The 23,505-nt window shown below is 68.2% G+C and carries 16 protein-coding genes; 11 read left to right on the forward strand and 5 right to left on the reverse strand.

The annotated features are described in order from the left end of the window. Positions 1 to 320 precede the first annotated feature (320 nt). From U0177_RS28110 to U0177_RS28130, 5 genes are all read left to right on the forward strand, one after another. Positions 321 to 962 carry a peptidase gene (locus U0177_RS28110; protein WP_409574009.1) on the forward strand — a complete coding sequence of 214 codons (642 nt, stop codon included), beginning with the start codon at positions 321 to 323 and terminating at the stop codon, positions 960 to 962. A gap of 122 nt (positions 963 to 1,084) precedes the next feature. Beyond that, complete coding sequence (locus U0177_RS28115; RefSeq protein WP_409574010.1) at positions 1,085 to 1,477, forward strand: hypothetical protein; 393 nt, start codon at positions 1,085 to 1,087, stop codon at positions 1,475 to 1,477. 9 nt (positions 1,478 to 1,486) lie between these two features. Further along, on the forward strand, positions 1,487 to 2,287 hold the full coding sequence (locus tag U0177_RS28120) for a hypothetical protein (RefSeq protein ID WP_409574011.1): 801 nt from the start codon (positions 1,487 to 1,489) through the stop codon (positions 2,285 to 2,287). A gap of 120 nt (positions 2,288 to 2,407) precedes the next feature. Then, positions 2,408 to 4,306, forward strand: coding sequence for an ABC-F family ATP-binding cassette domain-containing protein (locus tag U0177_RS28125; protein ID WP_409574012.1), 1,899 nt, complete (start codon positions 2,408 to 2,410; stop codon positions 4,304 to 4,306). Then, positions 4,303 to 6,258, forward strand: coding sequence for a protein kinase domain-containing protein (locus U0177_RS28130; RefSeq protein WP_409574013.1), 1,956 nt, complete (start codon positions 4,303 to 4,305; stop codon positions 6,256 to 6,258). Before U0177_RS28125 ends, U0177_RS28130 begins: the two co-directional genes overlap by 4 nt. A 1,157-nt stretch (positions 6,259 to 7,415) precedes the next feature. Here the strand turns inward: U0177_RS28130 and U0177_RS28135 are convergent. Then, positions 7,416 to 7,547 (reverse strand): hypothetical protein, encoded by a 132-nt coding sequence (locus U0177_RS28135; RefSeq protein WP_409574014.1) that lies wholly within the window; start codon positions 7,545 to 7,547, stop codon positions 7,416 to 7,418. 351 nt (positions 7,548 to 7,898) lie between these two features. Between U0177_RS28135 and U0177_RS28140 the strand changes: the two genes are divergently transcribed. The 4 genes from U0177_RS28140 (at position 7,899) to U0177_RS28155 (ending at position 10,536) form a co-directional block, all read left to right on the forward strand. Further along, complete coding sequence (locus U0177_RS28140; RefSeq protein WP_409574015.1) at positions 7,899 to 8,234, forward strand: hypothetical protein; 336 nt, start codon at positions 7,899 to 7,901, stop codon at positions 8,232 to 8,234. Further along, positions 8,231 to 8,614, forward strand: coding sequence for a hypothetical protein (locus tag U0177_RS28145; RefSeq protein ID WP_409574016.1), 384 nt, complete (start codon positions 8,231 to 8,233; stop codon positions 8,612 to 8,614). Before U0177_RS28140 ends, U0177_RS28145 begins: the two co-directional genes overlap by 4 nt. Positions 8,615 to 9,316: 702 nt before the next feature. Then, on the forward strand, positions 9,317 to 9,625 hold the full coding sequence (locus U0177_RS28150; RefSeq protein ID WP_409574017.1) for a hypothetical protein: 309 nt from the start codon (positions 9,317 to 9,319) through the stop codon (positions 9,623 to 9,625). A 107-nt stretch (positions 9,626 to 9,732) separates the two neighbouring features. Further along, on the forward strand, positions 9,733 to 10,536 hold the full coding sequence (locus tag U0177_RS28155; RefSeq protein WP_409574018.1) for a transposase: 804 nt from the start codon (positions 9,733 to 9,735) through the stop codon (positions 10,534 to 10,536). Between the two features lie 731 nt (positions 10,537 to 11,267). Here the strand turns inward: U0177_RS28155 and U0177_RS28160 are convergent. Further along, the gene (locus U0177_RS28160) at positions 11,268 to 11,651 is read right to left on the reverse strand and encodes a hypothetical protein (RefSeq protein ID WP_409574019.1); all 384 of its coding nucleotides are present in this window, start codon (positions 11,649 to 11,651) and stop codon (positions 11,268 to 11,270) included. A 1,563-nt stretch (positions 11,652 to 13,214) separates the two neighbouring features. On the opposite strand from U0177_RS28160, the gene U0177_RS28165 reads away from it, so the two are divergent. Next, a complete protein-coding gene (locus tag U0177_RS28165; protein WP_409574020.1) occupies positions 13,215 to 16,670 on the forward strand; it encodes a GAF domain-containing protein in 3,456 nt (1,151 codons plus the stop codon). Between the two features lie 78 nt (positions 16,671 to 16,748). Next, positions 16,749 to 17,759, forward strand: coding sequence for a UDP-glucose 4-epimerase GalE (gene galE, locus U0177_RS28170; protein WP_409574021.1), 1,011 nt, complete (start codon positions 16,749 to 16,751; stop codon positions 17,757 to 17,759). 242 nt (positions 17,760 to 18,001) lie between these two features. On the opposite strand, the gene U0177_RS28175 is transcribed toward galE, so the two are convergent. The 3 genes from U0177_RS28175 to U0177_RS28185 form a co-directional block, all read right to left on the reverse strand. Beyond that, positions 18,002 to 19,312 (reverse strand): protein O-mannosyl-transferase family, encoded by a 1,311-nt coding sequence (locus U0177_RS28175; RefSeq protein WP_409574022.1) that lies wholly within the window; start codon positions 19,310 to 19,312, stop codon positions 18,002 to 18,004. A 1,023-nt stretch (positions 19,313 to 20,335) separates the two neighbouring features. Continuing rightward, positions 20,336 to 20,815 (reverse strand): hypothetical protein, encoded by a 480-nt coding sequence (locus tag U0177_RS28180; protein WP_409574023.1) that lies wholly within the window; start codon positions 20,813 to 20,815, stop codon positions 20,336 to 20,338. Positions 20,816 to 23,103: 2,288 nt separating this feature from the next. Beyond that, positions 23,104 to 23,469, reverse strand: coding sequence for a hypothetical protein (locus U0177_RS28185; RefSeq protein WP_409574024.1), 366 nt, complete (start codon positions 23,467 to 23,469; stop codon positions 23,104 to 23,106). Positions 23,470 to 23,505 lie beyond the last annotated feature (36 nt).

Raw genomic sequence — 23,505 nt, forward strand, 5'->3', positions numbered from 1 at the left:
AACTTCCGTTTTGCCCGGTTGCGGCCACGGCCGTGGCCGCGACCTGGCAAAAAAAGCGATGACTTTGGAGGGCTTGCGCCCTCCAAGCCTCCCACGCGCAAGGAAAGTACCGCATAGAGCCCCTGATCAGCCGGATGCGGCTCGCACCCCGTTACTTTTCGGCCAAACGAGCGACTGTAGCAGTGTGCCCAGCGCCAGCGCGGCGGCCCGGATTGGAAAAAGATTGAAAAAATCGCTAGGGCAGGCCAAGCTTGTTCCAATCCGCCGGGCGCAAGATAGTAACCAAAGCATCGCCTACACCACTCGAAGAAGGAGCTCTCATGTCCCAGCGTATCACACTGATCATATCCGCGGCGATCACCGTCTTTAGCCTGGTGGTGATCGGCGGCGTCGTGGCGCGCGTCGCGACCCAGCGCGCGGCCCAGGCCGATATTGCCACGCCAACAGCCAGCCCGCCCGCGCCAACCGCCGACCCGCAGGCGGCGCTCGCGGCCCAGTTCGCTGAGCGCGAGGCGGCCTACCAGCAGCGCCTGGCCGAGGCCAACGCGCGCATCCAGCAGTCGAATGAGCAGCTGAGCCAGGCCTACCAGAAGCTGCAGCAGATGGCGGCCGAGCTGAACCAGGCCTATGTTCAGGAGCAGCAGCTGGCGAATCGCCTGGCCGCCGCGCCGGCCAAGGCCCCAGCCGCGGCGCCTCAGCCCACCACGCCGCCCGCGCCACAGTACGCGCTGGCGGCCGGCCAGGCGGCCGACATCGCGCTGGCGGCCGCGCCCGGCGGCCAGCTCGCCCGCGCGCCCGAGCTCGTCGACTTCGAGGGCACGATCGCGTATGAGGTGGTACTCGACATTGGCACCATCTATGTCGACGCGAACAGCGGCCAGGTGCTGTACAACGGCGCCGCGCAGATCGCGGCCCAGCCGAGCGGCCGCGGCGACCACGGCGGCGAGGGCCACGACGACTAGCGGCCCGTGTGCAGACAGGCCGGCCTTTCCAGGCGCCTCGAATGCATCAGTCTGCCGAATGTACTCGATCCGCCGGGCTCGCGATGCCAGTGGCCCGGCATGTACTCTATATAGAGGATGCAATGACCCGACTCGACGCACCAAAACGATCGGCGCCCGGCGCGAAGCTGCTGATCACCACGACCGCGCTGGCCGCGACGCTCGGCGGCTGGGCCGCGCTGGCGCGCCAGCAGCCCGACGTGCCCGTAGCGCCGCCGAGCGTGGCTCAGCAGGTCGCGAGCGCGCCGCAGCGCCAGATTGAGCTTGCGCCGATCCCAACGCTCGTCCCGCTTGCCGGCGCGCCCGAGATTGCGCTCGGCCAGGCGCCGACCATTCGCCAGCCGGCCCAGACGGTGGCCGATGCTCCGCCTGCTCCGGCGGCCGCCGCTCCTGCCGCAGCCCCCGCGCTGCGCGCGGTGAGCGCCCCGCCGGCCGCCGCCGCCGCGCCAGTCGCACGAACACGCTCATCGCGCTAGGAGATGTTGATGAACGACGAGAAAGCCGCCCGCCTGGCCGCGATTCGCGCCGCGAATGCGGCCCGCGCCAGCGCCGCAGCGCCAGCGGCCGTGCCGAGCCAGCGCGCCACGCTGCCGCCCGCCGACGAGTTCGCCGATCTGCCGCCGGCCATGGCGCCGCACACGCTGCTGCTGATCTTGCTGGCAAGCATGGCCGGCGCGCTGGCCGCGGCGGTGGCCTTGCCGGCCTGGCTGCCGCAGCTCAGCGGCTCGCTGCTGGGCGCCGAGCCAAAAGCCTACTGGTACCTGGCGCGCTCGAGCGCGATGGTGGCCTACACGCTGCTGTGGGTATCGATGATGCTCGGCGTGACGATGACCAACAAGCTCGCGCGGGTGTGGCCGGGCGGGCCGGTGGCCTTCGACGTGCACCAGCACACCAGCCTGCTGGGCCTGGCGTTCGCGCTCTTTCACGCGCTGGTGCTGCTGGGCGACCACTACATGAACTATTCGCTGGCGCAGCTGCTGGTGCCGTTCGCCAGCGCGGGCTATAAGCCGCTGGAGGTTGGCCTGGGCCAGGTGGCGCTGTACCTGCTGGCGATTGTCGGGCTGAGCTTCTACGCCCGCCGCCTGATCGGCCGCAAGCTCTGGCGCGCGATCCACTTCCTGAGCTTCGCGCTGTTCGTGCTGGCGCTGCTGCACGGCATCGGCAGCGGCAGCGACGGCGCCGCGCCGCTGGTGCGCGGCCTGTACTGGGGCAGCGGCGCCAGCCTGCTGTTCCTGAGCATCTACCGCGTGCTGGTGGCCGCTACGCCGCGCGCCGCCCGCGCGTAGGCTATACCAATTCGGCCTTCGGCTGATTACGTGCCGTAAAGTGTACGTCATCAAGCGAATTTGGTATAACCCATCGTGCTGCCATCCGCGCGGGCGCCTGGTGATGGTACAATACCCGCCATGAATATTCTGTCGCTTGAGGCGATTTCAAAACAGTTCGCCGACCGCCCGCTGCTCGACCAGGTGGCGCTCGGGATCGATGCGGGCGAGCGCGTGGGCGTTGTTGGCGTGAACGGCAGCGGCAAAAGCACGCTCCTGCGCATCGCGGCCGGCGCTGAGCCGCCCGACGCCGGCCGCGTGAGCCTGTCGCGCGGGCTGCGCGTGGCCTACCTGCCGCAAAACCCACAGCTCGACCCGGCGCTGACGGTGATCGAGCAGGTGTTCCAGGGCAGCACGCCCGAGATGAAGCTGCTGCGCGAGTACGAGCAGGCCGCGGCCGCGCTCGCCGCCAACCCGCACCAGCCCGCGCTTCAGTCGGCGCTCGCCGACCTGGTGGCGCGCATGGATGCGGCCGGCGCGTGGGATCTCGAGCACGACGCGCGCACCACCCTCGGCAAGCTGGGGATCGCCGACCTGGGCGCGCGCGTCGGCACGCTCTCGGGCGGCCAGCGCAAGCGCGTGGCGATGGCCGCCACGCTGATCGGCCCGGCCGACCTGCTGATCCTCGACGAGCCTACCAACCATATCGACATCGATACGGTGGCGTGGCTCGAGGCATTTCTGCTGCGCTCGGCCGCGGCGCTGCTGCTGGTGACGCACGACCGCTACTTTCTCGACCGCGTGGTGGCGCGGATCGTCGAGGTCGACCGCGCGCGCCTGTACTCGTACCCCGCGAACTACAGCCGCTTTCTTGAGCTCAAGGCCGAGCGCGCCGACCAGCAGGCCGCCGACGAGGCGCGCCGCCAGACGATCCTGAAGAAGGAGCTGGCATGGCTGCGGCGCGGCGCGCAGGCGCGCACCACCAAGCAGCAGGCGCGGATCGACCGGATCGCGACGCTGCGGGCCGACACGCCGGCCGCGCCCGATGCGGCGCTCGAGATCTCGGTGGCGTCGCGGCGCATCGGCAAGCGCGTGATCGAGCTGCAGGGCGTGAGCAAGCGCTTCGGCGCGCGCACGCTGCTGCACAACCTGAGCCTCAGCATCGGGCCGCGCGAGCGCCTCGGCATCATCGGGCCGAACGGCAGCGGCAAAACCACGCTGCTGAATATGATCGCCGGGCGGCTGGCCCCCGACGGCGGCGCGGTCAGCGTCGGCGAGACGGTGCACCTGGCCTATTACGACCAGGAGAGCGCCGGGCTGGACGAGTCGCAGCGCGTGATCGACTATATAAAGGAAGGGGCCGAGCTGATCCGCACGGGCGAGGGCGCGCTGATCAGCGCGGCGCAGATGCTCGAGCGCTTTCTGTTCGCGCCCGAGGCCCACTACACGCCGATCGCCAAGCTCTCGGGCGGCGAGCGCCGGCGGCTGTACCTGCTGCGCCAGCTCATGGCCGCGCCGAATGTGCTGCTGCTCGACGAGCCTACCAACGACCTCGATATCCAGACGCTGGCGGTGCTCGAGGATTACCTCGACGAGTTCTCGGGCGCGCTGATCGCCGTGTCGCACGACCGCTACTTTCTCGACCGCACCGCCGAGCGAATGCTGGTGTTCGAGGGCGACGGCGCGCTCGCCGAGTATCCCGGCGGCTATAGCGCCTACGCCGCGCGCCGATCACAGGCCGCGAGCGCAGCTCCGGCCAGCCCTACGCCTAGGGCGCCGGCCGCGCAGCCCGCTGCGCCCGCGCCAGCGAAGCCGCGCAAGCTAACCTTTAAAGAGGCGCGCGAGCTTGAGCAGACCGAGGCGACGATCGCGCGCCTTGAGGCCGAGCAGGCCCAGCTCCAGCGGCAGATCGAGGGCGCCGCGAACGACTACCAGGCGCTGCTCGGGCTGACCGAGGCGCTCGGCCGGGCGAGCGCGCAGCTCGAGGCGGCTTTCGAGCGCTGGGCCGAGCTGGCCGAGATCGCGGAGAGCAGCCCATGACCGCACCTGCCGATCTGCTGCTCAACCGCTACCGGCGCAGCCGCCTGCTTGGCAGCGGCGGATTTGGCGCGGTGTACCTGGCCGAAGACACGCGGCTGGGCCGCGCGGTGGCGATCAAAGAGATGGACGCCAACCGCCTTGGCGCCGACGAGCGCGCCGTGGCCGAGCAGATGTTCGAGCGCGAGGCGCGCATGCTCGCCGCGCTCGACCACCCCGGCCTCACCAAGATCTGGGATTTCTTCCAGGTCGATCGGCGCGCGTTCCTGGTGATGGAGTATGTGCCCGGCCAGACGCTGCGCGAGCTGGTGGGCAAATATGGCCCGCTCGACCCGGCGTTTGTGATCGAGTGCGGCGTGCAGCTCTGCAATGTGCTGCGCTACCTCCACGCCCGCCGGCCTCAGGTGATCTTCCGCGACCTCAAGCCCGCGAATGTGATGGTGGTGCCCGAGGACGAGCCCACCAGCCACGGCAACGGCGCTCCGGCGCGCCCGCCGCTCGCCGGCCAGTCGCGGTTTGTGCTGATCGACTTCGGCATCGCGCGCCTGTTTAAGCCCGAGCAGAGCGGCGATACGCATATCATCGGCACGCCCGGCTACGCGCCGCCCGAGCAGTACGGCCGCGGCCAGACCGACCCGCGCAGCGATATTTATAGCCTGGGCGCGACGCTGCACCACCTGCTGAGCGGGCAGGTGCCCAGCAGCGTGCCGCCGCCGCCGCTGGCGGCGCTCAACCCGGCGGTGCCGCCCGAGCTGGCGCGGATCGTTGCCCGCGCTACCGCCGAGGACCCCGCCGATCGCTACCCCAGCGCCGACGCGCTGCGCGCCGACCTGCTGGCGCTGCAGCCGCGGGCGCCTGCAAGCACCGCGCCGGCCTTTACGCCGGCCGCGCCGGCATACGTGGCGCCCAGGCCGGCGCCCGCGCCCGCCGACACGCCGCGCGTGACCGTGCCGCTGCCGCAGATCGAGCGCGCGCCGCGCCCGCCACGCCAATCGCCGGCCGCCGCTATCGTGCTGCTGCTGGCGCTGCTGGGCATCGCGGCGATCGGCACAATCGGGCTGCGCGCATTCGGCCGCGTGTCGGGCGGCGGCGGCACCACGCCCACAGCCGGCAACACCGCCGCCCCACCCGCGCAGGAGTGGCTGCTGCCCGGCGCGTCCGGCACGATCGCGTTCGGCCAGGGCGGCCAGGATGGCTTCGATATCTGGGCCGCGACGCTCGACGGCAAGCCGCCGCGCCGCCTGACCGACGACCGGCAAAGCTATAGCCCGGCCTGGTCGCCCGATGGCCAGCGCCTGAGCATCACGCGCAACACCGAGATCTACATCGGCAGCGCCGGCAACCCGCACGCGCTGCGGCTGGCGCTGCCGAACCGCGAGGCGCGCTACCCGGCCTGGTCGCCCGACGGCCGCCGCCTGGCCATGGCCACGCGCGAGAAGGGCCAGCCGTGGCGCCTGACGATCGTCGACCTCGAGAGCGGCCAGGTGAGCTTCCCGGCCGCGCCCGAGAATATCGCCGCGCTGGCGTGGGCGCCCGGCCAGCGCCTGGCGTTCGCCGCGCCGCCCTCGGCCGATCAGCCGCAGGATATCTTCATGCTCGACGCCGACGGCACGGCCGCGAACCTGACCAGCTCGCCCGACCGAGAGGAAGATTTCCCGGCGTGGTCGCCCGACGGGCGAACCCTGGCGTTCACCAGCAGCCCGCCCGGCAGCGACGGGCTGAGCCAGCGCCAGATCACGGTGATGCGCGCCGACGGCAGCCGCCGCAGCGAGCTGACCGCCGGGGCCGGGCCGCACACCAATGCCGTCTGGTCGCCCGACGGCGAGTGGATCGCGTATGTCGCGCGCGAAGATAGCCCCGACTGGCAGGTGTGGGCCATGCGCGCCGACGGCAGCGACCAGCGCAGGCTGACCTCGGGCCCTGCGCGCAAGTTCTACCTCAGCTGGGGGCGCTAGCTGTGCTGGCGCATGCGCGCCGTGCCGGCCCCCAGCGCCCTACCAGCATGCCTCAGAAATTGTTTGAGAAATAACCACCAAGATACGAAGACACCAAGATTGTTTGAGAAATAACCGCCAAGACACGAAGACACCAAGATTGTTTGAGAAATAACCACCAAGACACGAAGACACCAAGATTGATCTTGTATGCCGTGTTGGTGCTTTCTCAGCGCTAGCACCGCTTGGTGCCTTGGTGCCCTCAAGACACGAAGACACCAAGATTGTTTGAGAAATAACCGCCAAGACACGAAGACACCGAGATTGATCGTGTATGCCGTGTTGGTGCTTTCTCAGCGCTATCACCGCTTGATGCCCTAGTGCCCCGGTGGCACACCGGCCTTTCAAACAGACACTCAGGCTACGCCAGCACGCGCTTTGCCGCCCTGAGGCATGCGCCACCGGCCACACATAGCCGCCAGCATCCTCACGGCAGCCTAACAATCTTGTCACCATCTGATAGACAGCTGACAAAACCATGATATAATCGCCCCGTCGCCACGCTGGCGGCACAGGAAGAGGCAGCGTTCACCACGCACTGCGAACACCGTACTCGCGCCCCGTACCCCTCGCAGCTGCACTCGCCACGGCGCCGCAACGATGCGACGCCCGCGAGATGAATACTGCCGTGTAGGAACGACGTGTATGATACGACGGGCGCACCGTGTACGTGCTGTATGGCTAGCCTGGCTGCTGGCGCTGTGGAGCATCGCACCACCCGCCGCCGCGCTGGCGCAGGCCAACCCAGATACCTCTAACCGGCAGGCCGGATCGTACCGCGATATTCTGGCCGCCGGCGAAACGCTCACCCTCGCCCCCGACGCACCACCCGCCCCCACGATCTACGGCAGCTTCGCGCACTTCGGCATCGCCATCGGCCCCGCCTACGACCCAGGCTTTCTGTTCCAGTCGCTCGTGGTAAGCTACCGCGCCCGCACTCCCGCCGGCAGCGATATGCGCCTCGACGTGCGCGCCAGCGCCGACGGCACGCACTGGACGGCGTGGGAGGTGGGGCTCGCAAGCGGCGCGCGCGCGACATTCCCGTGGGTGGCGCGCTTCGCGCAGTACCGCGCGACACTGCTGGGCAGCGCGCGGGCGCGCCCGAGCATCGCGAATATTCAGCTGGCGGCCGAGCGCGCGCCCGCGCGCTTCAGCGCCTTCAGCGACGACCAGCCGGTCGCGCCAACCTGGACGCTGCGCGCCACGCGCGAGGGCATGGTCGGCCACCATACCGCCAACGGCCACCGCATCACCAAGCACGATCACTTTGTCTCGCTGCCGTCATGGCGCGCGCTCTCGCCCGAGGGCACCACCGACTACCAGGTGCGCATTACGTATAACGGCCGCAGCGCCGTGGCGCCGGTGTACGACGTGGGCCCCTGGAACGCGCACGACGACTACTGGAACGAGCAGCGCGAGCGCTTCGGCGACCTGCCGCAGGGCTGGCCCGAGGATCACGCGGCCTACTTCAATGGCTACAACCACGGCCGCGCCGAGAAGGGCAAGGTGCGCTTCCCTACCGCCGTGGATATCGGCGACGGCGTGTGGTGGGACGAGCTGGGGATCAAGGGCGACCAGGCGACGGTTGAGATTACGTTCCTGTGGATGGGCCGCGACCCGCTGGCCGATCCGCCGCCCGCGCCCGCGCCCGAGCAGCCGCAGGCCGCCGCCCCAGCGCCCGCCCCCGAGCAGCCTCAGGCCGCGCCGCAGCCCGCTCCCGAGCAGCCGCAGCCCGCCGCGCCGCAGCCAGCCCCGAGCAGCCGCAGCCCGCAGCCGCGCAGGCCGCCGCGCCGCAAGCCACCGCCGAGCCGCCGCCCGCGGCAGCGCCGCCGCAGGCCACCGCCGAACAGCCGCAGGCCGCGCCAGCGCCGCCACCACCCGCAGCCGAGACCGAAGTCGACGAAGCGGGGCCGGCGTTGCCGGGCGCGCCGCAGTGAAGTGGTACGACGCGCCAAAGCACTGCGGGATCAACGGCCAGGCGCTGTGGACCTACACCGCCGCCACCACCGCCGACAGCGAGAACAGCGGCGCGTGGCGCCCGACCCTCGCGGCCGAGGGCATGTACAATGTGTACGCCTACATCCCGGTCTGCAGCATGAAAAAAGCCAACACCACCAGCGCGCACTACACCGTGCGCCACCGCGACGGCGCGCAGGTGGTGGAGATCAACCAGGCGACCGCGGCCGGAACCTGGGTGCTGCTGGGGCGCTTCCCATTCGCGGCCGGCAATGGCGGCGCGGTGGAGCTCAGCGACCTCGCGGGCGACAGCATGCGCACACTCTGGTTCGACGCGGTGAAGTGGGTGCCGGCGCCGTAGTGCGCCGTGCGGCGGCTAGGGGGTGCTGCGCTTTGCGTTGCGCCCCCGGCGCCCTACAGCCGTGGCTCGCTCCGGGGCGCTGCGCCCCCGGCCCCCGCGAGGCTGATCTTTCCGGGGCGCTGCGCCCCGGCCCCCGCGCAGGAAAACCCTGCCGGTTTGGCTCTTTCTCTGGCCTGGCCTCAGGCACATTGCACGCCCTGCGAGTGGGTCGCTCCGGGCGCTGCGCCCCCGGCCCCCCGCGTAGGAAAACCCTGCCGGTTTGGCTGGTTCTCTGGCCTGGCTGCAGGCTCCTCGTTTGCTCCACAGCAGGTCATTCCGAGGCGCTGCGCCCCGGCCCCCGCGCAGGAAAACCCTGCCGGTTTTCCACAACCTTTCCGGCTGAAAGCATATCATGCCAGCTTCACTGCCGTACGCGCATGCCTCAGGGCAAACCGACAGATTGTTTTGTACCGCAGAGTATGCTTCGTGGTGTGAAGTATGCTTCGTGGTGTGGAGTGACGTGTTGGCTTGCCACGAGGCATGCGCCACTCGCATCGCATTTGCGACGGCATGTATTACGGGGTCTGGGGCAGCGCCCCAGCGGCGGGGTGCAGGGGGCTGGCGGCAGCCCCCCATACGCATTAAGCGTAGTAGACAAGGACAGCTCTTGTGGTATGGTTGTTGTCGCCAAACCACAACCAAACACCGACAGGAGCCGCCCTGATGACGACTATACCACAGCTGGCCGCCACGCTTGCGGCGGTGTTGACCGAGGAAGCCGACCGTGCCGGCCGCCAGACCGGCTTTGTTCAGCGCTCGGACGCCAAACTGACCGGCAGTGTGTTCGTGCAAACGCTCGTGTTTGGCCTCGGTGCCGACCCGCAGGCGAGCTTGAGCGCCCTGACGCAGACGAGTGCCGCCTTGGGCGTAACCATCTCGCCCGAAGCCTTGCATCAGCGGTTTGACCGAACCGCCGCCACCTATCCTGGAACACGTGCTCGGGGCTGCGATTGGCGAGGTGCTGTGTGCTGACCCACTCAGCTTGCCCATCCTCGACCGCTTCGCCGAGGTGGTGGTGCAAGATAGTACCACGATCGCCTTGCCCGAGGCGCTCGCTGCGGTCTGGACCGGCTGCGGTAATGGCACGCCCGACGCCGGCAACGCGGCAGCAGCTCCAGGTCGCCCTCGACCTGCGCACGAGGCGCTTGCGCGGCCCGACCCTGCACGATGGCCACGAGTCGGATGCTCACGCCACCCTGCATCACGATCTGCCGCAGGGCGCGGTCCGGCTGGTGGATTTGGGCTATTTTGACCTCGCCCTGCTGGCGGAGTTGGACGCGCGGGGCGTGTCTGGCATTCTCGCGCATGCAGGCACTGACCAGCCTGCAAACGGACGATGGACGCTGGTGGCGCCTGCACGACCTGCTGGCCGCCATGCCCGAGGCAACGCTCGATCTGCCGGTGCGGCTGGGGCGGGAGGCGCAGGTGCGGGCGCGCTTGCTGGCGGTGCGGGCACCGCAGGAGGTGGTCGACCAGCGCCGCCGCCGCTTGCGGGAGGAAGCCAAAGCGCAGGGCCAGATGGTCAGCGCGCTGCGCTTGGCCTTGGCGGCGTGGAGCGTGTTTGTGACCACCATCCGCCGGACGGACTGACCGTGACGGAGGCGCTGGTGCTGGCGCGGGCGGCGCGCTGGCAGATCGAACTGCTGTTTAAGCTGTGGAAAAGCCACGGGCAGATTGATCTGGTACGGGACGTGCAGCCGTGGCAGGTGCTGTGTGAATTGTATGGACGCTTGCTCAATCAAATTGTGCAGCATTGGCTGCTGCTCGTGAGCGGGTGGGATGCGCCCGCACGGGTTGGGGCAAAGCGGCACCGACAATTCGTACGCATTGGATCGCGCTGGCAACGGCGATGGGGCAGCCCGCACGGCTGCGGGACGCGCTGACGACGCTGGCACGCTGTATTCAAGCAGGCTGCCGCAAGAACCGACGCAGGAAACATCCGTGTACCTTCCAGCGGTTTTTGATGAGTACCGATAGCTGTGTGGCGTAAGCTTAATGCGCATGGGGGGCTGCCGCCAGCCCCCTGCTGCGGGGCGCGGGGCCGCACAGGCCCCGAAGTAGTCACGAGCAAGCGGGGCGCGGGGACGCACAGGCCCCGAAGCAGTCTCGAGCAAGCGGGAAGCAGGGGCGCGTAGCCCCGAAAGCCGTGGAAGGCAAGCACGAGGCGCGCACGATGCGCGCCTACGGAAAAGGCTGTGCCAGCGTCAGCGTCAGAGGCTCATGCCTCAAGGGGCAAACCAGGATTGTTCCGTGCCACAAGGCACACCTCAGGGCAAACCGATACGTCATTCTGCGCCACGAGGCATGCGCCACCGGCATCGCATTTGCGGCAGCATGCATTATGGGGTCTGGGGCAGCGCCCCCATCGGCGAATGCAGGGGGCTGGCGGCAGCCCCTGCTGCGGGGCGCGGGGCCGCATAGGCCCCGAAGCAATCACGAACAAAGGGGCACGGGGCCTATGCGGTATTTGTCATCGGTTAACGTTTTCGCGCTTCTGTCACATTGGCATTAGGGAGCGGTGGACCGACCAACCTTGAGGCGGATTTGCTCAGTGCACTCGGGCGCCTCGATGGACGCTCGCGTTTCAGGATACCTAATCCCTTCGCCTCACGCGCTAAATAGCTGGGCGCGTCTCCTTGGTACTCACCCTGTGCCACTGCCACACGTAGTGATACAACCCCCGATACACCATCTCCACCGAGATCGCTTCCAGCTGCACTCCCAGTGCTTGCGCAACATCATCACACAAATCCAGCAGGAGTGCATACATCAAGAACGTCGCCACCACCTGCAGCCAGATCCCATTCTGGCTACCCACCCACATACGACGATCCAGCAGCCGCTTGATCAGCAAAAAGCTCGTTTCTCTCTTCCAGCGCGCATCGTAGAGCGCCACTACCTCCACGATACTCAACCGCTTCGGGTCCAATACATTCGTCAGATAGCGCTGCCAGCGCCATTCACCTCGACCTCGATCAGGCGCATCGGGTGGGTACACGGCTCTTTGTAGCGCCCCAGCTGAATGATCTGGTCACGCACCTTCGCGCGATTGCACAGCATCGTTCTGACCGAATAACTCGCTTGCTCGCGCAAGCGCAGTGACAGAAGCTCTCCTGTGCGCTCAGCGCATCAAAAAACCAATACGCAAAGTAGCCCAGGTCAAACACCACCACACTGCCTGTGGGCAACCAATCGAGCACCGGTCGCGCTAGGGCTTTCTCATTGGTGTGCGGTTCGGGGTTCCACCAGAGCTTGGCGGGCAGATGGCTGAGCAGTTCGACGGCAACGCTGACGTGACCGGCGAGGTGCGTGCCAGGCGTGTCGCGCAGCGCCGCAGGTTGCGGAACAGCGGTTCGAGCGTGGTCGCATCAAGGGCGTACAGGCCGCTGAAGCGCGCAGCGCCGCGGCAAGCAACGGGGAGCAGGCGGGTACGCCGCCGCAGGCGTTCAGGGAAGATGCGCGAGGACGCGGTAGAGCACCTGTTCGAACAGCACCGCAGGAAGTCAAGAAGCGGTCGGAGGCGCGGACTGAGAAACGGTACGGGGAGTGGCCAGAAGATGCGTTCGCGGGCGAGGTACGCTGGAACGCGCAGACACCGGGGATGCGGCGCCAGATCAAGGCCAGAACAAGCGAAACCATCACGGGAAGGGTGAGAATACGGTTGCGGAGACCGAGCCGGCGGTAGAAGTCGAGCTCGGCGAAGACGGCGGGTTTGACAAACTCGTCGAAGTCGGCGTTCGATTTCGGCATCGCTGGGAGCAGGAACGTGGGTGCGGCGGCGATGGTCGGCATTGAAGGTGGCGCGGGGCGCCGGTTGTGTTTTGGACTTGGCATAACGAGAGAATAACCCAGCTTGACAGATTGCACAAATCCTTAACCGATGACAAATACCGCACAGGCCCCGAAGCGATGCTCGAGCAAGCGGGGGTGGGGGGCGCGTAGCCCCCGAAACCTTTGGAAAGGCAAGCACGAGGCGCGCACGATGCGCGCCCACAGAAGGCTGTGCCAGCGTCAGCGTCAGAGGCTCATGCCTCAAGACAAACCAACAGATTGTTCCGTGCCACAAGGCACACTCAGGGCAAACCGATACGTCATTCTGCGCCACGAGGCAGGCGCCACCGGCATCGCATTTGCGACGACATGCATTACGGGGTCTGGGGCAGCGCCCCAGCGGCGGGTACGGGGGGCTGGCGGCGGCTTCACTGCTGCGGAACACGCGGGGCCGCACAGGCCCCATAACAATCACAGACAAGGGGGCGCGGGGCCACGGGCCCAGAGCAATCACGAACAAAGGGGCACGGGGCCGCACAGGCCCGTGCAGTCACGACAAAGGGGCGCACGGGGCCGCATAGGCCCCGAGCAATCACGAACAAAGGGGCGCGGGGCCGCACAGGCCCCGAAGCAATCACGAACAAAGGGGCGCGGGGCCGCACAGGCCCCGAAGCAATCACGAACAAAGAACCAACCGTACCAACCACCAAACCCCCAGCGATGTATGCTATAGTATGCCCACGCGCACAGCGCCGCGGCTCGCCGCGCGCCCCGGGTGATAGACGCAACTATGGCACAACGACCTCCCAGCCCAGATCAGCCCGGCCCACCGCCCGGCCGGCGCGCCGCGCCACCCCCGCCGCCCGCGCCGAGCTGGCGGGCGCTCGACGCGCTCTACGCCATCAGCGTGGCATGCCGCGGCGCCGGCTCGTTCCAGGCGATCTTCGCGGTGATCGAGCGCGAGCTGACGGCGATCTTCACCTTCGACGCCTGCTACATCGCGGTGTGCGACACCACCCAGCCGAATATGTTCCGCGCCGCGTATATGGTGGACCAGGGCGCGGCCGAGTTTGTCGAGCGGATGCCCTATGGCGCGCTCACCAGCCTGCTGCTGGACGGCCGCGCGCCGCTGCTGTTCGACGACCTGCTCGCCATGCGCGCGCAGCTCGGCATCGCGCCCGACCGCTTCGGCGACGCCGAGCGGCCGTCGCGCTCGTGGATGGGCGTGCCCCTGCTGATCGGCCAGGACGCCGTGGGCGTGCTCTCGGTGCAGAGCTACGAGCCGCGCCGCTACGCCCCGCCCGACCTCGACCTGCTCCAGCGGATCGGCAATGTCGTCGGCGTGGCGCTCGAGAATGTCCACCTCAGCCAGATGCAGCACGAGCTCAGCCAGGCGCTGGCCGCGCGCGTGGCCGATCGCACCGACGACCTGGCGCTGCTCAGCGCGCTCGCCGCCGCGACCGTCGAGCAGCGCCCGCTGGCCGACCTGCTCGACCGCGCGCTTGGCCTGATCCTGCCGCACCTGGCCCTGCAGGCCGGCAATATTCGCCTGCTCGACCCGCAGACCGACGAGCTGGTGATCTGGGCACAGCGCGGCCTCCCGCCGTCGTACGCGGCGGAGGTGCGGCGCGTGCCGGTGCGCGGCACCGCGCTCGAGCAGGTGATGCTGCGCAACCAGACGCTGGCGATCCCCGCCGGCTTACCCCGGCAGTCGATCTCGGGCGCGCGCCAGCCGTTTGAGGCGCTGCTGGGCGTGCCGCTGCGCATCGGCGACCGCACCATCGGCGCCATGGTGCTGCTGGGCGACGCGGCGCACGACTTCAGCGCCGACCAGGCCGACCTGGCGCGGGTGTTCGGCAACCAGCTGGCGCTGGCGATCGAGAGCGCCCGGCTGTTCGAGGAGCGCGAGCGCCAGATCGCCGAGCTGCGCGCGCTCAGCCAGATCGGCCACGCCGCCGCGACCGCCCACGGCCTGCGCACGCTGCTGCGGCGCGTGCACGAGGCGCTGCGCGCGTTCATGCCGCTCGACGCGTTTCTGCTGATCGTCTACGACCGCGAGCGCGGCCTGATCGTCGACGGCATCGGCATCGACGAGGGCCAGGAGTATAGCTACTTCAAGAACCAGCCCATGCCGGCGGGCACGCTCTCGAGCTGGGTGCTGCGCGAGGGCCGCACGCTGCACCTCGCCAACCTGCCCGAGGAGATCGGCCAGTACCCCGGCCTGAGCGAGTACCTGATCGGCTCGAACCGCTCGGCTGCGGCGTGGCTCGGCGTGCCGCTGAGCGACCGCGCCGGCCAGGCGATCGGCCTGATCGGCATCCAGAGCTACACCCCCGGCGCGTTTGGCGCGCGCGACGAGCGCTTCCTCACCGACGCGGCGCGCCACGTGGCGCTGCACGTGCAGAACATGCGCCTCACCGCCGAGCGCGAGCAGCGCATCCGCGAGCTCGACGCCATCGGCCAGATCGGCCAGCTCGTCAGCGCTTCGTACGACTTCGAGGAGATGCTGCAGCAGGTGTACGCGCACCTGCAGGCGCTCACCGGCGCGCCGGTGTTCTATATTGTGATCTGCGAGCCCGATACGCATATCATCACCCACTCGGTGTATATCGACCGCGGCGCGCAGCTGGCCGACAACTGGCGCGGCCGCCAGCCGGTGCCCGGCAGCCTAACCGCGTGGGTGCTGCACAACCGCCGCGCGCTGCGCCTCGACGACCTGATCGCCCAGCGCGACGACCTGATCGACATGGGCATCGCCGCCGACACGTTTACGCCCGAGAACAACACCCGCGCGTGGGTCGGCGTGCCGCTGATCGCCAAGGAGGGCCAGCCGATCGGCGTGATCTCGGTGCAGGACTACCGCCCGGCGCAGTACAGCCAGCGCACCGTCGACCTGCTGAGCCAGGTGGCCAGCCACCTGAGCCTGGGCGTGCAGAAGGTGCGGCTGTTTGAGGAGCGCGAGCGCCAGCTTGCCGAGAACGCGCGGCTGTTCGCCGCCGAGCAGGCCGCCCGCCGCGCCGCCGATACGCTGCGCGAGGTCGCGCGCGTGCTCAGCGCGTCGTTCGACTCGAGCGAGGTGCCGCACCTGATCCTGCGCGAGCTGCGCCAGGTGATCCCCTACGACACCGCGTCGATCATGCTGCTGGAGGACGACCAGTTTCGCATGGCGCTGCAGGGCAAGCCCACCAGCACCGAGGCGCCGCTGCACGCCACGTTTCGCCTCGAGCAGCTGAACGCCGCCGCGCAGGTGATCCGCCAGCGCGCGCCGCTGATCATCGGCGATACCACCACCGCCAGCGAGTGGACGCCGATCGCCCAGGAGCCGCCTATGCGCTCGTGGCTGGGCGTGCCGCTGCTGGCGAAGGGCCGGGTGCTGGGCGTGCTGAATATCAGCGCGGCCGAGCCACACCGCTTCGCCGCGCGCGACGCCGAGGTGGCGCTGGCGTTCGCCAGCCAGGCCGCCGTGGCCATGGAGAACGCCCGGCTGTACGAAGAGTCGGTCACGCGGGTCGAGCAGGAGCTGGAGATTGCCGCCCAGATCCAGCGCAACCTGTTCCCGCGCGCGCTGCCGCAGGTCGATGGCGCCGAGCTGGCGGCCTGGATCCAGCCCGCGCGCGAGACTGGCGGCGACTTCTACGATCTGCTGGCGCTCGATCGCGACGGCGGCGACCTGATCGGCGTGATCGTCGGCGACGCGTCGGGCAAGAGCATTCCGGCGGCGATGCTGATGGCGGTGGCGCGCTCGATCGCGCGCTCGGAGGCGCGCAATCACCAGATCCCGCAGGAGGTGATGCGCGAGACCAACCGCTGGATCGCGCTGGATATCCCGCCGCGCGCGTTTGTGGCGCTGTGCTACGCTACGGTCGATCTGCGGCGGCGCGTGGTGGCGCTGGCCAACGCCGGGCAGCTCGCGCCGCTGCGCCGCCGCGCCGATGGCCGGCTCGAGTACCTTGAGCCGCCCGGCACGACGCTGCCGCTGGGCATCGCGGCCGATACGCCCTACGCCGCGGTTGAGCTGGCGCTCGACCACGACGACCTGCTGCTGTTCTACACCGATGGGATCGTCGAGGCGCAGAACGCGCAGCGCGAGCTGTTCGGCTTCGAGCGGCTCGAGGCGATCGTGCGCGCGCACGGCAACCTGCCGCCGGCCGCGCTGATCGACCAGATCGTCGCGGCGGTGGCCGGCTTTGGCGGCGGCGCGCCCCAGCACGACGATATGACGCTGGTGGCGCTGCGGATCGGGTGATGGCTACGAGACTTTGTTGGAGCCAAATGTCTGCAAGTTTTCCGCATGCGGAAGATACAACGATATGGAGGCAAACTCATGCACATTCTGGTGACCGGCGGGGCCGGCTACATCGGCAGCCATACCTGCGTCGAGCTGCTGGCCGCCGGCTACGATGTCACAGTTGTCGATAACCTCGTCAACAGCAAGCGCGAGGCGATCGACCGGGTGAGCGAGCTGGCCGGCAGGCCGCTGGCGTTTCACCAGGCCGACCTGCTCGACCGCGCGGCGCTCGACGCGATCTTCGCGGCCCGCCCCGTCGACGCGGTGATCCACTTCGCGGGCCTCAAGGCGGTGGGCGAGTCGGTGGCGCAGCCGCTGCGCTACTACCATAACAATATCACCGGCACGCTGCTGCTGTGCGAGGCGATGGCGGCGCACGGCGTGAAGACGCTGGTGTTCAGCTCGTCGGCCACGGTGTATGGCGACCCGAGCCACGTGCCGATCACCGAGGACTCGCCGCTCGGCGCGCTGAACCCGTACGGCCGCACCAAGCTCATGGTCGAGGAGATCCTGCGCGACCTCTATGTGGCCGACGCGGCATGGAATATCGCGCTGCTGCGCTACTTCAACCCGGTGGGCGCGCACGCCAGCGGCCGGATCGGCGAGGACCCCAACGGCATCCCGAATAACCTGGTGCCGTATATCGCCCAGGTGGCGGTGGGCAAGCTGCCCGAGCTGCGGGTGTTCGGCGACGACTACCCGACGCCGGACGGCACGGGGGTGCGCGACTATATTCACGTCGTCGACCTGGCGCTCGGCCACCTGAAGGCGCTCGAGAAGCTGGCGACCGCGCCGGGCGTGGTGGCGTACAACCTTGGCACCGGGCGCGGCTACAGCGTGCTCGAGGTGCTCGCGGCGTTCGAGCGCGCCTGCGGCCACCCGATCGCGCGCCGCATTGTCGCGCGGCGCCCCGGCGACAGCGCCGTAACCTACGCCGACCCGGCCAGGGCCAACCGCGAGCTTGGCTGGTCGGCCGAGCGCGACATCGACGAGATGTGCGCCGATGTGTGGCGCTGGCAAAGCCATAACCCGAACGGCTACGAGTAGCTTCTGCCTCGGCCTCTCCCTTGTGCGGTCTGGCGGTGTTACTGCCGACGCCGCCAGACCGCAGATCGTTAGAGCCAGAACAAGCGCAGCTGGCGCGCCCAGCCTTCGGCAGAGCGGTACTCTTCCGTCTGCGTCCATTTTCGCGCCCGCGCGGAAAATGGACACAGAAGGTGAACAAGTACCACTGCCGCAGGCTTAATTTCCTCCCTTCGGGAAACCGAATTACGCAAGTGCGTAACTCCTCATTGTGTTGCACTACGTGGCGAAGCCACGTAGTGCAATACAATGCGGAACAACCCCACACCGAGCTGCCGCAGGCAACTGCACGCCGCGCAAGCCGGGGCAAGCCTACGGCTCGCAGGCGATCGCCGGCGTCTGCTCGGCGCTGGTGCGGCAGAGCGGCAGGGCCGGGTTGGCGGCGCGCAGCGCGTCGAGCCAGCTGCCGTCGGCGCTGGGGGCGGCGGGCACGGCCAGCGCGGGGTAGGTAGCGCGCAGGTTGCTGCGGTACCAGTCGTAGTCGAGCAGCGCATCGACGAGCACAAACAGGTCGGGGCGGCGGCCGAGCGCGTAGTGCTCGTACCACAGCGGGAAGGCGTCGAAGTCGGACTGGCCGCGACGATCGCGCCGCGCGGCGCGACGCCGAGCACGTGGCCGGCGAAGTCGACCGCCCGGCGGTCGGCGCTGGCGTCGACGCGCGGGTAGGTCGCGGCGGCGCCCCAGGCCAGCGCGGCGGCCAGCGTGGCAGACGCGGCCAGCCCAGCGGGCGGCCCGCCGGGCAGCCGGCCGAGCACGCGGCGGCGATGCCGAGGCCCGCCAGCACCGCGCCGATCAGCGAGGCCGATCATGTACAGGTAGGCGTCGCCGGTGTCGTAGCCGCTGGCGAACAGGACATACCCGGCGGCCAGCGCAAGGCCCGCCCAGGCGAGCGGGCGTGCGCGCGGCGGCGCGGCGACCAGCCCGAGCAGCGCCAGGGCCACGCCCGGCGCGCCAAGGTCGCCGGCCAGGCGGCCAAGGCTGGCGAGCAGATGCGCGGGAAGCTCGGCGGCCGGCACGCCAAACGCCAGCGGCCGGTACAGCGCGCCCGACACCAGCCACCAGAAGCCCGCGAGGTCGCGCGGGTCGCCCCAGCTGATCGGCGGGCGCGCGGCGGCGCGCAGCGGCACGTACAGGTACACCAGCAGGCCCGCGGCCAGGCCCGCGAGGGCCAGCGCGCGTGCGCCAGCAGCGCCGCGCGGCGCCAGCCCCGGCGCGCGCGCGAGCGCCGCGACCAGCCACGCCGCCACCACCAGGCCGGACGTAAGGTGGTTGCCGAGCGCCAGGCCGGACACCAGCTCGCGCGCGGCCAGCGCGCGGCGCGTGCGCGCCGGCTCGGCGATGAACCAGAGCAGCAGCGCCACGAACATTGCGTTCAGCGCGTACACCTCGGCCACCACCGCCTGCGACCAGAGCATCGGCGCGAGGCCGCAGATCAGCGCGGCGCCGGCGGAGGCGACCTCGCCGCGCCAGCCGGGCGTGCGCAGCGGCGAGCGCGCGGACGGTAGCGTAGACGCCAAGCGCCAGCGCCGAGGCCGGCGGCGACCGAGAGCGCCTGGCGCGGAAGGCGAGGTCGCCAATCGGCAGCAGCATAAACAGCCGCGCGAGCAGCAGGTAGGCCGGGTAGCCGCTGGGGTGCGCCACGCCGCGTCGCGGCGGCCGCGATAAGGTCGCCGCCGTCGGCGGCTCCTTGTTGGCCCAGGTGACGCCGGGCGCCAGGGGTGCGCAGGTACAGCGCGCCCAGCACGACGACGATCAGCGCTGGGGCGATGGCCACGCCGCCAAGGGCGCGCGGCGCGCGTTGGGGTGCTGGGTGGTGGTGTTTGCATGGCTTGTGTGTGTTTCGTGCGATGGGGTGGGTTTTGAGCGGCGGCTTCGCGCCCCCTATTCGTGGTTGTTTCGGGGCCTGTGCGGCCTCAAAGGGTATCAGTCCGGCGGAGGATTACCGGTACAGAATCCAGACTATTGGCAGCGCTTGGGTGTAACTCCCCAAGCGCTCCTTCCAAAGCCACACCAATCTGAAACAGGCTGTACTCTTCCGCTGCGCGCCGCACCATCATCGACCAAATGACGGTAGCCACGCTTTACGACCCAGCGCCTGACTGCGACCAGCCACACATATGCAATCACCAGTGGCAGCAACAATCGCGCAAACCGCTCGCGGTCAGTGACGCCGCTCTCATCCAGGTGAAAGCCCCCGCTCTGCCAGTCACGAAAGACCGTCTCGATCCACATGCGCCGACTGCCAAGCCGGTAGGTCTGCCACTCCTGCCGGCAGGTTTGTCATCACCGCATGCACGATTGGTTTGCCCTCGGTATCTTTGGCCCACCAAGCCAGGATATTCACCGTTCAATGCGTTCCTCGGTCAGGATACACGCCATTGAGATAGGCAACCGTGGTCGCGATTGGGCAGCCACTTCGAAAGCGCCGTCGCATCACCATCTGGGGTGAGCGCGAGCAGCGTGTGCCCAGGATGCCCAACAAACCATCATGGCCGCGCCCTCTGCGCACCCAGGCAAACAGCTCCTGGCTGCGGAACTCACTATCGCCGTGGATGCTCACGCGCACCCGTTCGGGCAACAGCGCCAGCGCGGAGCCCAGCTTCTTTGGTCAGCCAATCCACCTGTCCGCGATGGGGCAACGCAAGCCAGGCCAATGGGAGCGAGCGTCGGCGAAAACCGATGCTTACCACCTTGAATGTTGTGATATCGCGCAGCAGGACGCGGTCGATCAGCAGTTGCACCCGCTGCCCTTTCAAGCCGTGAGCGCCAGTCGACCGGCTGATAGTGTTCCTCCTGTGCGTGATACGCTCGTTATCGAGCAAGCGCCGAATGCGTTGTTCTTTGGCGGCTTGGGTGGTGTCCAGCGGCATCGCTCGGGCAAGTTTCCCAATTTGGGCCGAGACACTTTGGCTACTCGCGACCACCAGCAACGCCAGGGTTTCGATCTGGCTGGCGAGCGCATTTGGCAGCTGCGCGGTCAACTGCTGGGACGTGCTATCATACAGCGGTGAGGTGGGCATGGATTCCTCCTTTGGCTGATCAGGTCTTGGCACGCGTGATCATACCAAAAGTTGGCGTCCTGACCACCTCCTTTTGTCAAGTGAAACCCTTTGAGGCCTGTGCGGCCCCGCGCCCCTTTGTTCGTGATTGCTTCGGGGCCTGTGCGGCCCCGCGCCCCGCTTGCTCGTGGCTGCTTCGGGGCCTGTGCGGCCCCGCGCCCCTTTGTTCGTGATTGTTTATGGGGGCTACGCGCCCCGCCCCCGCTTGCTCGTGACCATTTGGGCCTATGCGGCCCCGCGCTCCCGCAGCAGGAAGCTGCCGCCAGCCCCCTGTACCTTGCCGATGGGGCGCTGCCCCAGGACCCCGTAATACATGCCGTCGCAATGCGGATGCGAGTGCGACGTCTCGTGACAAACCGACACGTTATCTTGTGCATGTCATGAGGCATACTCTGCGCTGCCAGAACAATTTGTCTGTTTGCCCTTGAGGCATGAGCTCTGACGCTGACGCTGGCGCCGCTCTTTCTCAAAGCGCACCATCGGCATATTTTACCGCCTTCAATGGCAAATCGGCTTATCGCGCCAGTCCCCGCTTCGGTTACCATCGCCCGCCCGTGCTGCTCGGCAGTAGCCGCCGCGTCCCCACCGCCGCCACGGGGCGTTCAGATCCCCATAATGCATGCCGCCGAATGCGATGCCGAGGATATTGCGTTTGTGCGCCTGACCACGTTATCGGCGTCGAGGCATAATCTCTGCGCCAGAACATCTGCGGTCAGGTCCTGAGGGCACGATGCCCCGAGGCTGACGCGCGCACAGCCTTTCCGGGGGCGCGCATCGTGCGCGCCTCGTGCTTGCCTTTCCAACAAGGGGCCCGGGGGCTACGCGCCCCGCCCCCGCTTGCTCGTGACTGCTTCGGGGCCTGTGCGGCCCCGCGCCCCGCAGCAGGGGCTGCCGCCAGCCCCCTGCAATTTTCGGGCTACGGGGCGCTGCCCCAGACCCCGTAATGCATGTCGTCGCAAATGCGATACGAGTGGCGCATGCCTCGTGGCAAACCGACACGTTATTCTATGTCATGAGGCATACTCTGCGCTACAGAACAATCTGTGGGTTTGCCCTGAGGCATGAGCCTCTGACGCTGACGCTGGCACAGCCTTTCCCGTAGGGCGCGCATCGTGCGCGCCTCGTGCTTGCCTTTCCAATGGCGTTCGGGGCCTGTGCGGCCCTCGCGTCCCGCGTTTCGGTGTGATGGCCTGTGCGGCCCCGCGCCCCGCAGCAGGGGGCTGCCGCCAGCCCCCTGCACCCCGCCGCTGGGGCGCTGCCCCAGACCCCGTAATGCATGTCGTCGCAAATGCGGCCATAGTGGCGCATGCCTCGTGGCGCAGAATGACGTATCGGTTTGCCCTGAGGCGCGCCTTGGTGGCACGGAACAATCTGTGGGTTTGCCCCTGAGGCATGAGCCTCCTGACGCTGACGCTGGTACAGCCTGCAGGGCGCGCATCGCCTCGTGCTTGCCTTTCCAAGGCTTTTGGGGCTACGCCCCGTCCCCCGGCCAGCCAGACTGCTTCAGGGGCTACGCGCCCCAAAGGGTATCAGTCCATGGGAGGATTACCGGTACAGAATCCAGACCATTGGCAGCGCTTGGGTGTAACCCCCAAGCGCTCCTTCCAGGCCACACCAATCTGAAACAGGCTGTACTCAGCTGCGCGCCGCACCATCATCGACCAAATGACGGTAGCCACGCTTTACGACCCAGCGCCCGACTGCGACCAGCCACACATATGCAATCACCAGTGGCAGCAACAATCGCGCAAACCGCTCGCGGTCAGTGACGCCGCTCTCATCCAGGAAAGCCCCCGCTCTGCCAGTCACGAAAGACCGTCTCGATCCACATGCGCCGACCGCCAAGCCGGTAGGTCTGCCAATTCGCCGGCAGGTTTGTCATCACCGCATGCACGATTGGTTTGCCCTCGGTATCTTTGGCCCACCAAGCCAGGATATTCACCGGCCCAATGCGTTCCTCGGTCAGATACACGCCATTGAGATAGGCAACCGTGTCGCGATTGGGTGTAAGGTGCCACTTCGAAAGCGCCGTCGCATCACCATCTGGGGTGAGCGCGAGCAGCGTGTGCCCAGATCAACAACCATCATGGTGCCGCCTGCGCACCCAGGCAAACAGCTCCTGGCTGCGGAACTCACTATCGCCGTGGATGCTCACGCGCACCCGTTCGGGCAACAGCGCCAGCGCGGAGCCCAGAAGCTTCTTTTGGTCAGGCCAATCCACTGTCCGCGATGGGGCAACGCAAGCCAGGCTAATGGGAGCGAGCGTCGGCGAAACCGATGCTTACCACCAGAATGTTGTGGATATCGCGCAGCAGGACGCGGTCGATCAGCAGTTGCACCTGCTGCCCTTTCAAGCCGTGGAGCGCCAGTTTGGCGACCGGCTGATAGTGTTCCTCCTGCGTGATACGCTCGTTATCGAGCAAGCGCCGAATGCGTTGTTCTTTGGCGGCTTGGGTGGTGTCCAGCGGCATCGCTCGGGCAAGTTTCCTGGGCCGAGACACTTTGGCTACTCGCGACCACCAGCAACGCCAGGGTTTCGATCTGGCTGCGAGCGCATTTGGCAGCTGCGCGGTCAACTGCTGGGACGTGCTATCATACAGCGGTGAGGTGGGCATGGATCTTCCTTGGCTGATCAGGTCTTGGCACGCGCG

The sequence above is a fragment of the Kouleothrix sp. genome, assembly GCF_046328425.1.
In the GTDB taxonomy this organism is placed as follows: Bacteria; Chloroflexota; Chloroflexia; order Chloroflexales; family Roseiflexaceae; genus Kouleothrix.

Excerpts from the sequence above, each read along its gene's own strand:
- U0177_RS28185 (WP_409574024.1), bottom strand. The coding sequence starts at position 23,469 with ATGCCCACCTCACCGCTGTATGATAGCACGTCCCAGCAGTTGACCGCG.
- U0177_RS28115 (WP_409574010.1), top strand. The coding sequence starts at position 1,085 with ATGACCCGACTCGACGCACCAAAACGATCGGCGCCCGGCGCGAAGCTG.
- U0177_RS28135 (WP_409574014.1), bottom strand. The coding sequence starts at position 7,547 with ATGCGGTGGCCGTTGGCGGTATGGTGGCCGACCATGCCCTCGCGCGTG.
- U0177_RS28155 (WP_409574018.1), top strand. The coding sequence starts at position 9,733 with ATGGCACGCCCGACGCCGGCAACGCGGCAGCAGCTCCAGGTCGCCCTC.
- U0177_RS28130 (WP_409574013.1), top strand. The coding sequence starts at position 4,303 with ATGACCGCACCTGCCGATCTGCTGCTCAACCGCTACCGGCGCAGCCGC.
- U0177_RS28125 (WP_409574012.1), top strand. The coding sequence starts at position 2,408 with ATGAATATTCTGTCGCTTGAGGCGATTTCAAAACAGTTCGCCGACCGC.
- U0177_RS28150 (WP_409574017.1), top strand. The coding sequence starts at position 9,317 with ATGACGACTATACCACAGCTGGCCGCCACGCTTGCGGCGGTGTTGACC.
- U0177_RS28180 (WP_409574023.1), bottom strand. The coding sequence starts at position 20,815 with ATGCCCACCTCACCGCTGTATGATAGCACGTCCCAGCAGTTGACCGCG.
- U0177_RS28120 (WP_409574011.1), top strand. The coding sequence starts at position 1,487 with ATGAACGACGAGAAAGCCGCCCGCCTGGCCGCGATTCGCGCCGCGAAT.
- U0177_RS28110 (WP_409574009.1), top strand. The coding sequence starts at position 321 with ATGTCCCAGCGTATCACACTGATCATATCCGCGGCGATCACCGTCTTT.
- galE (WP_409574021.1), top strand. The coding sequence starts at position 16,749 with ATGCACATTCTGGTGACCGGCGGGGCCGGCTACATCGGCAGCCATACC.
- U0177_RS28165 (WP_409574020.1), top strand. The coding sequence starts at position 13,215 with ATGGCACAACGACCTCCCAGCCCAGATCAGCCCGGCCCACCGCCCGGC.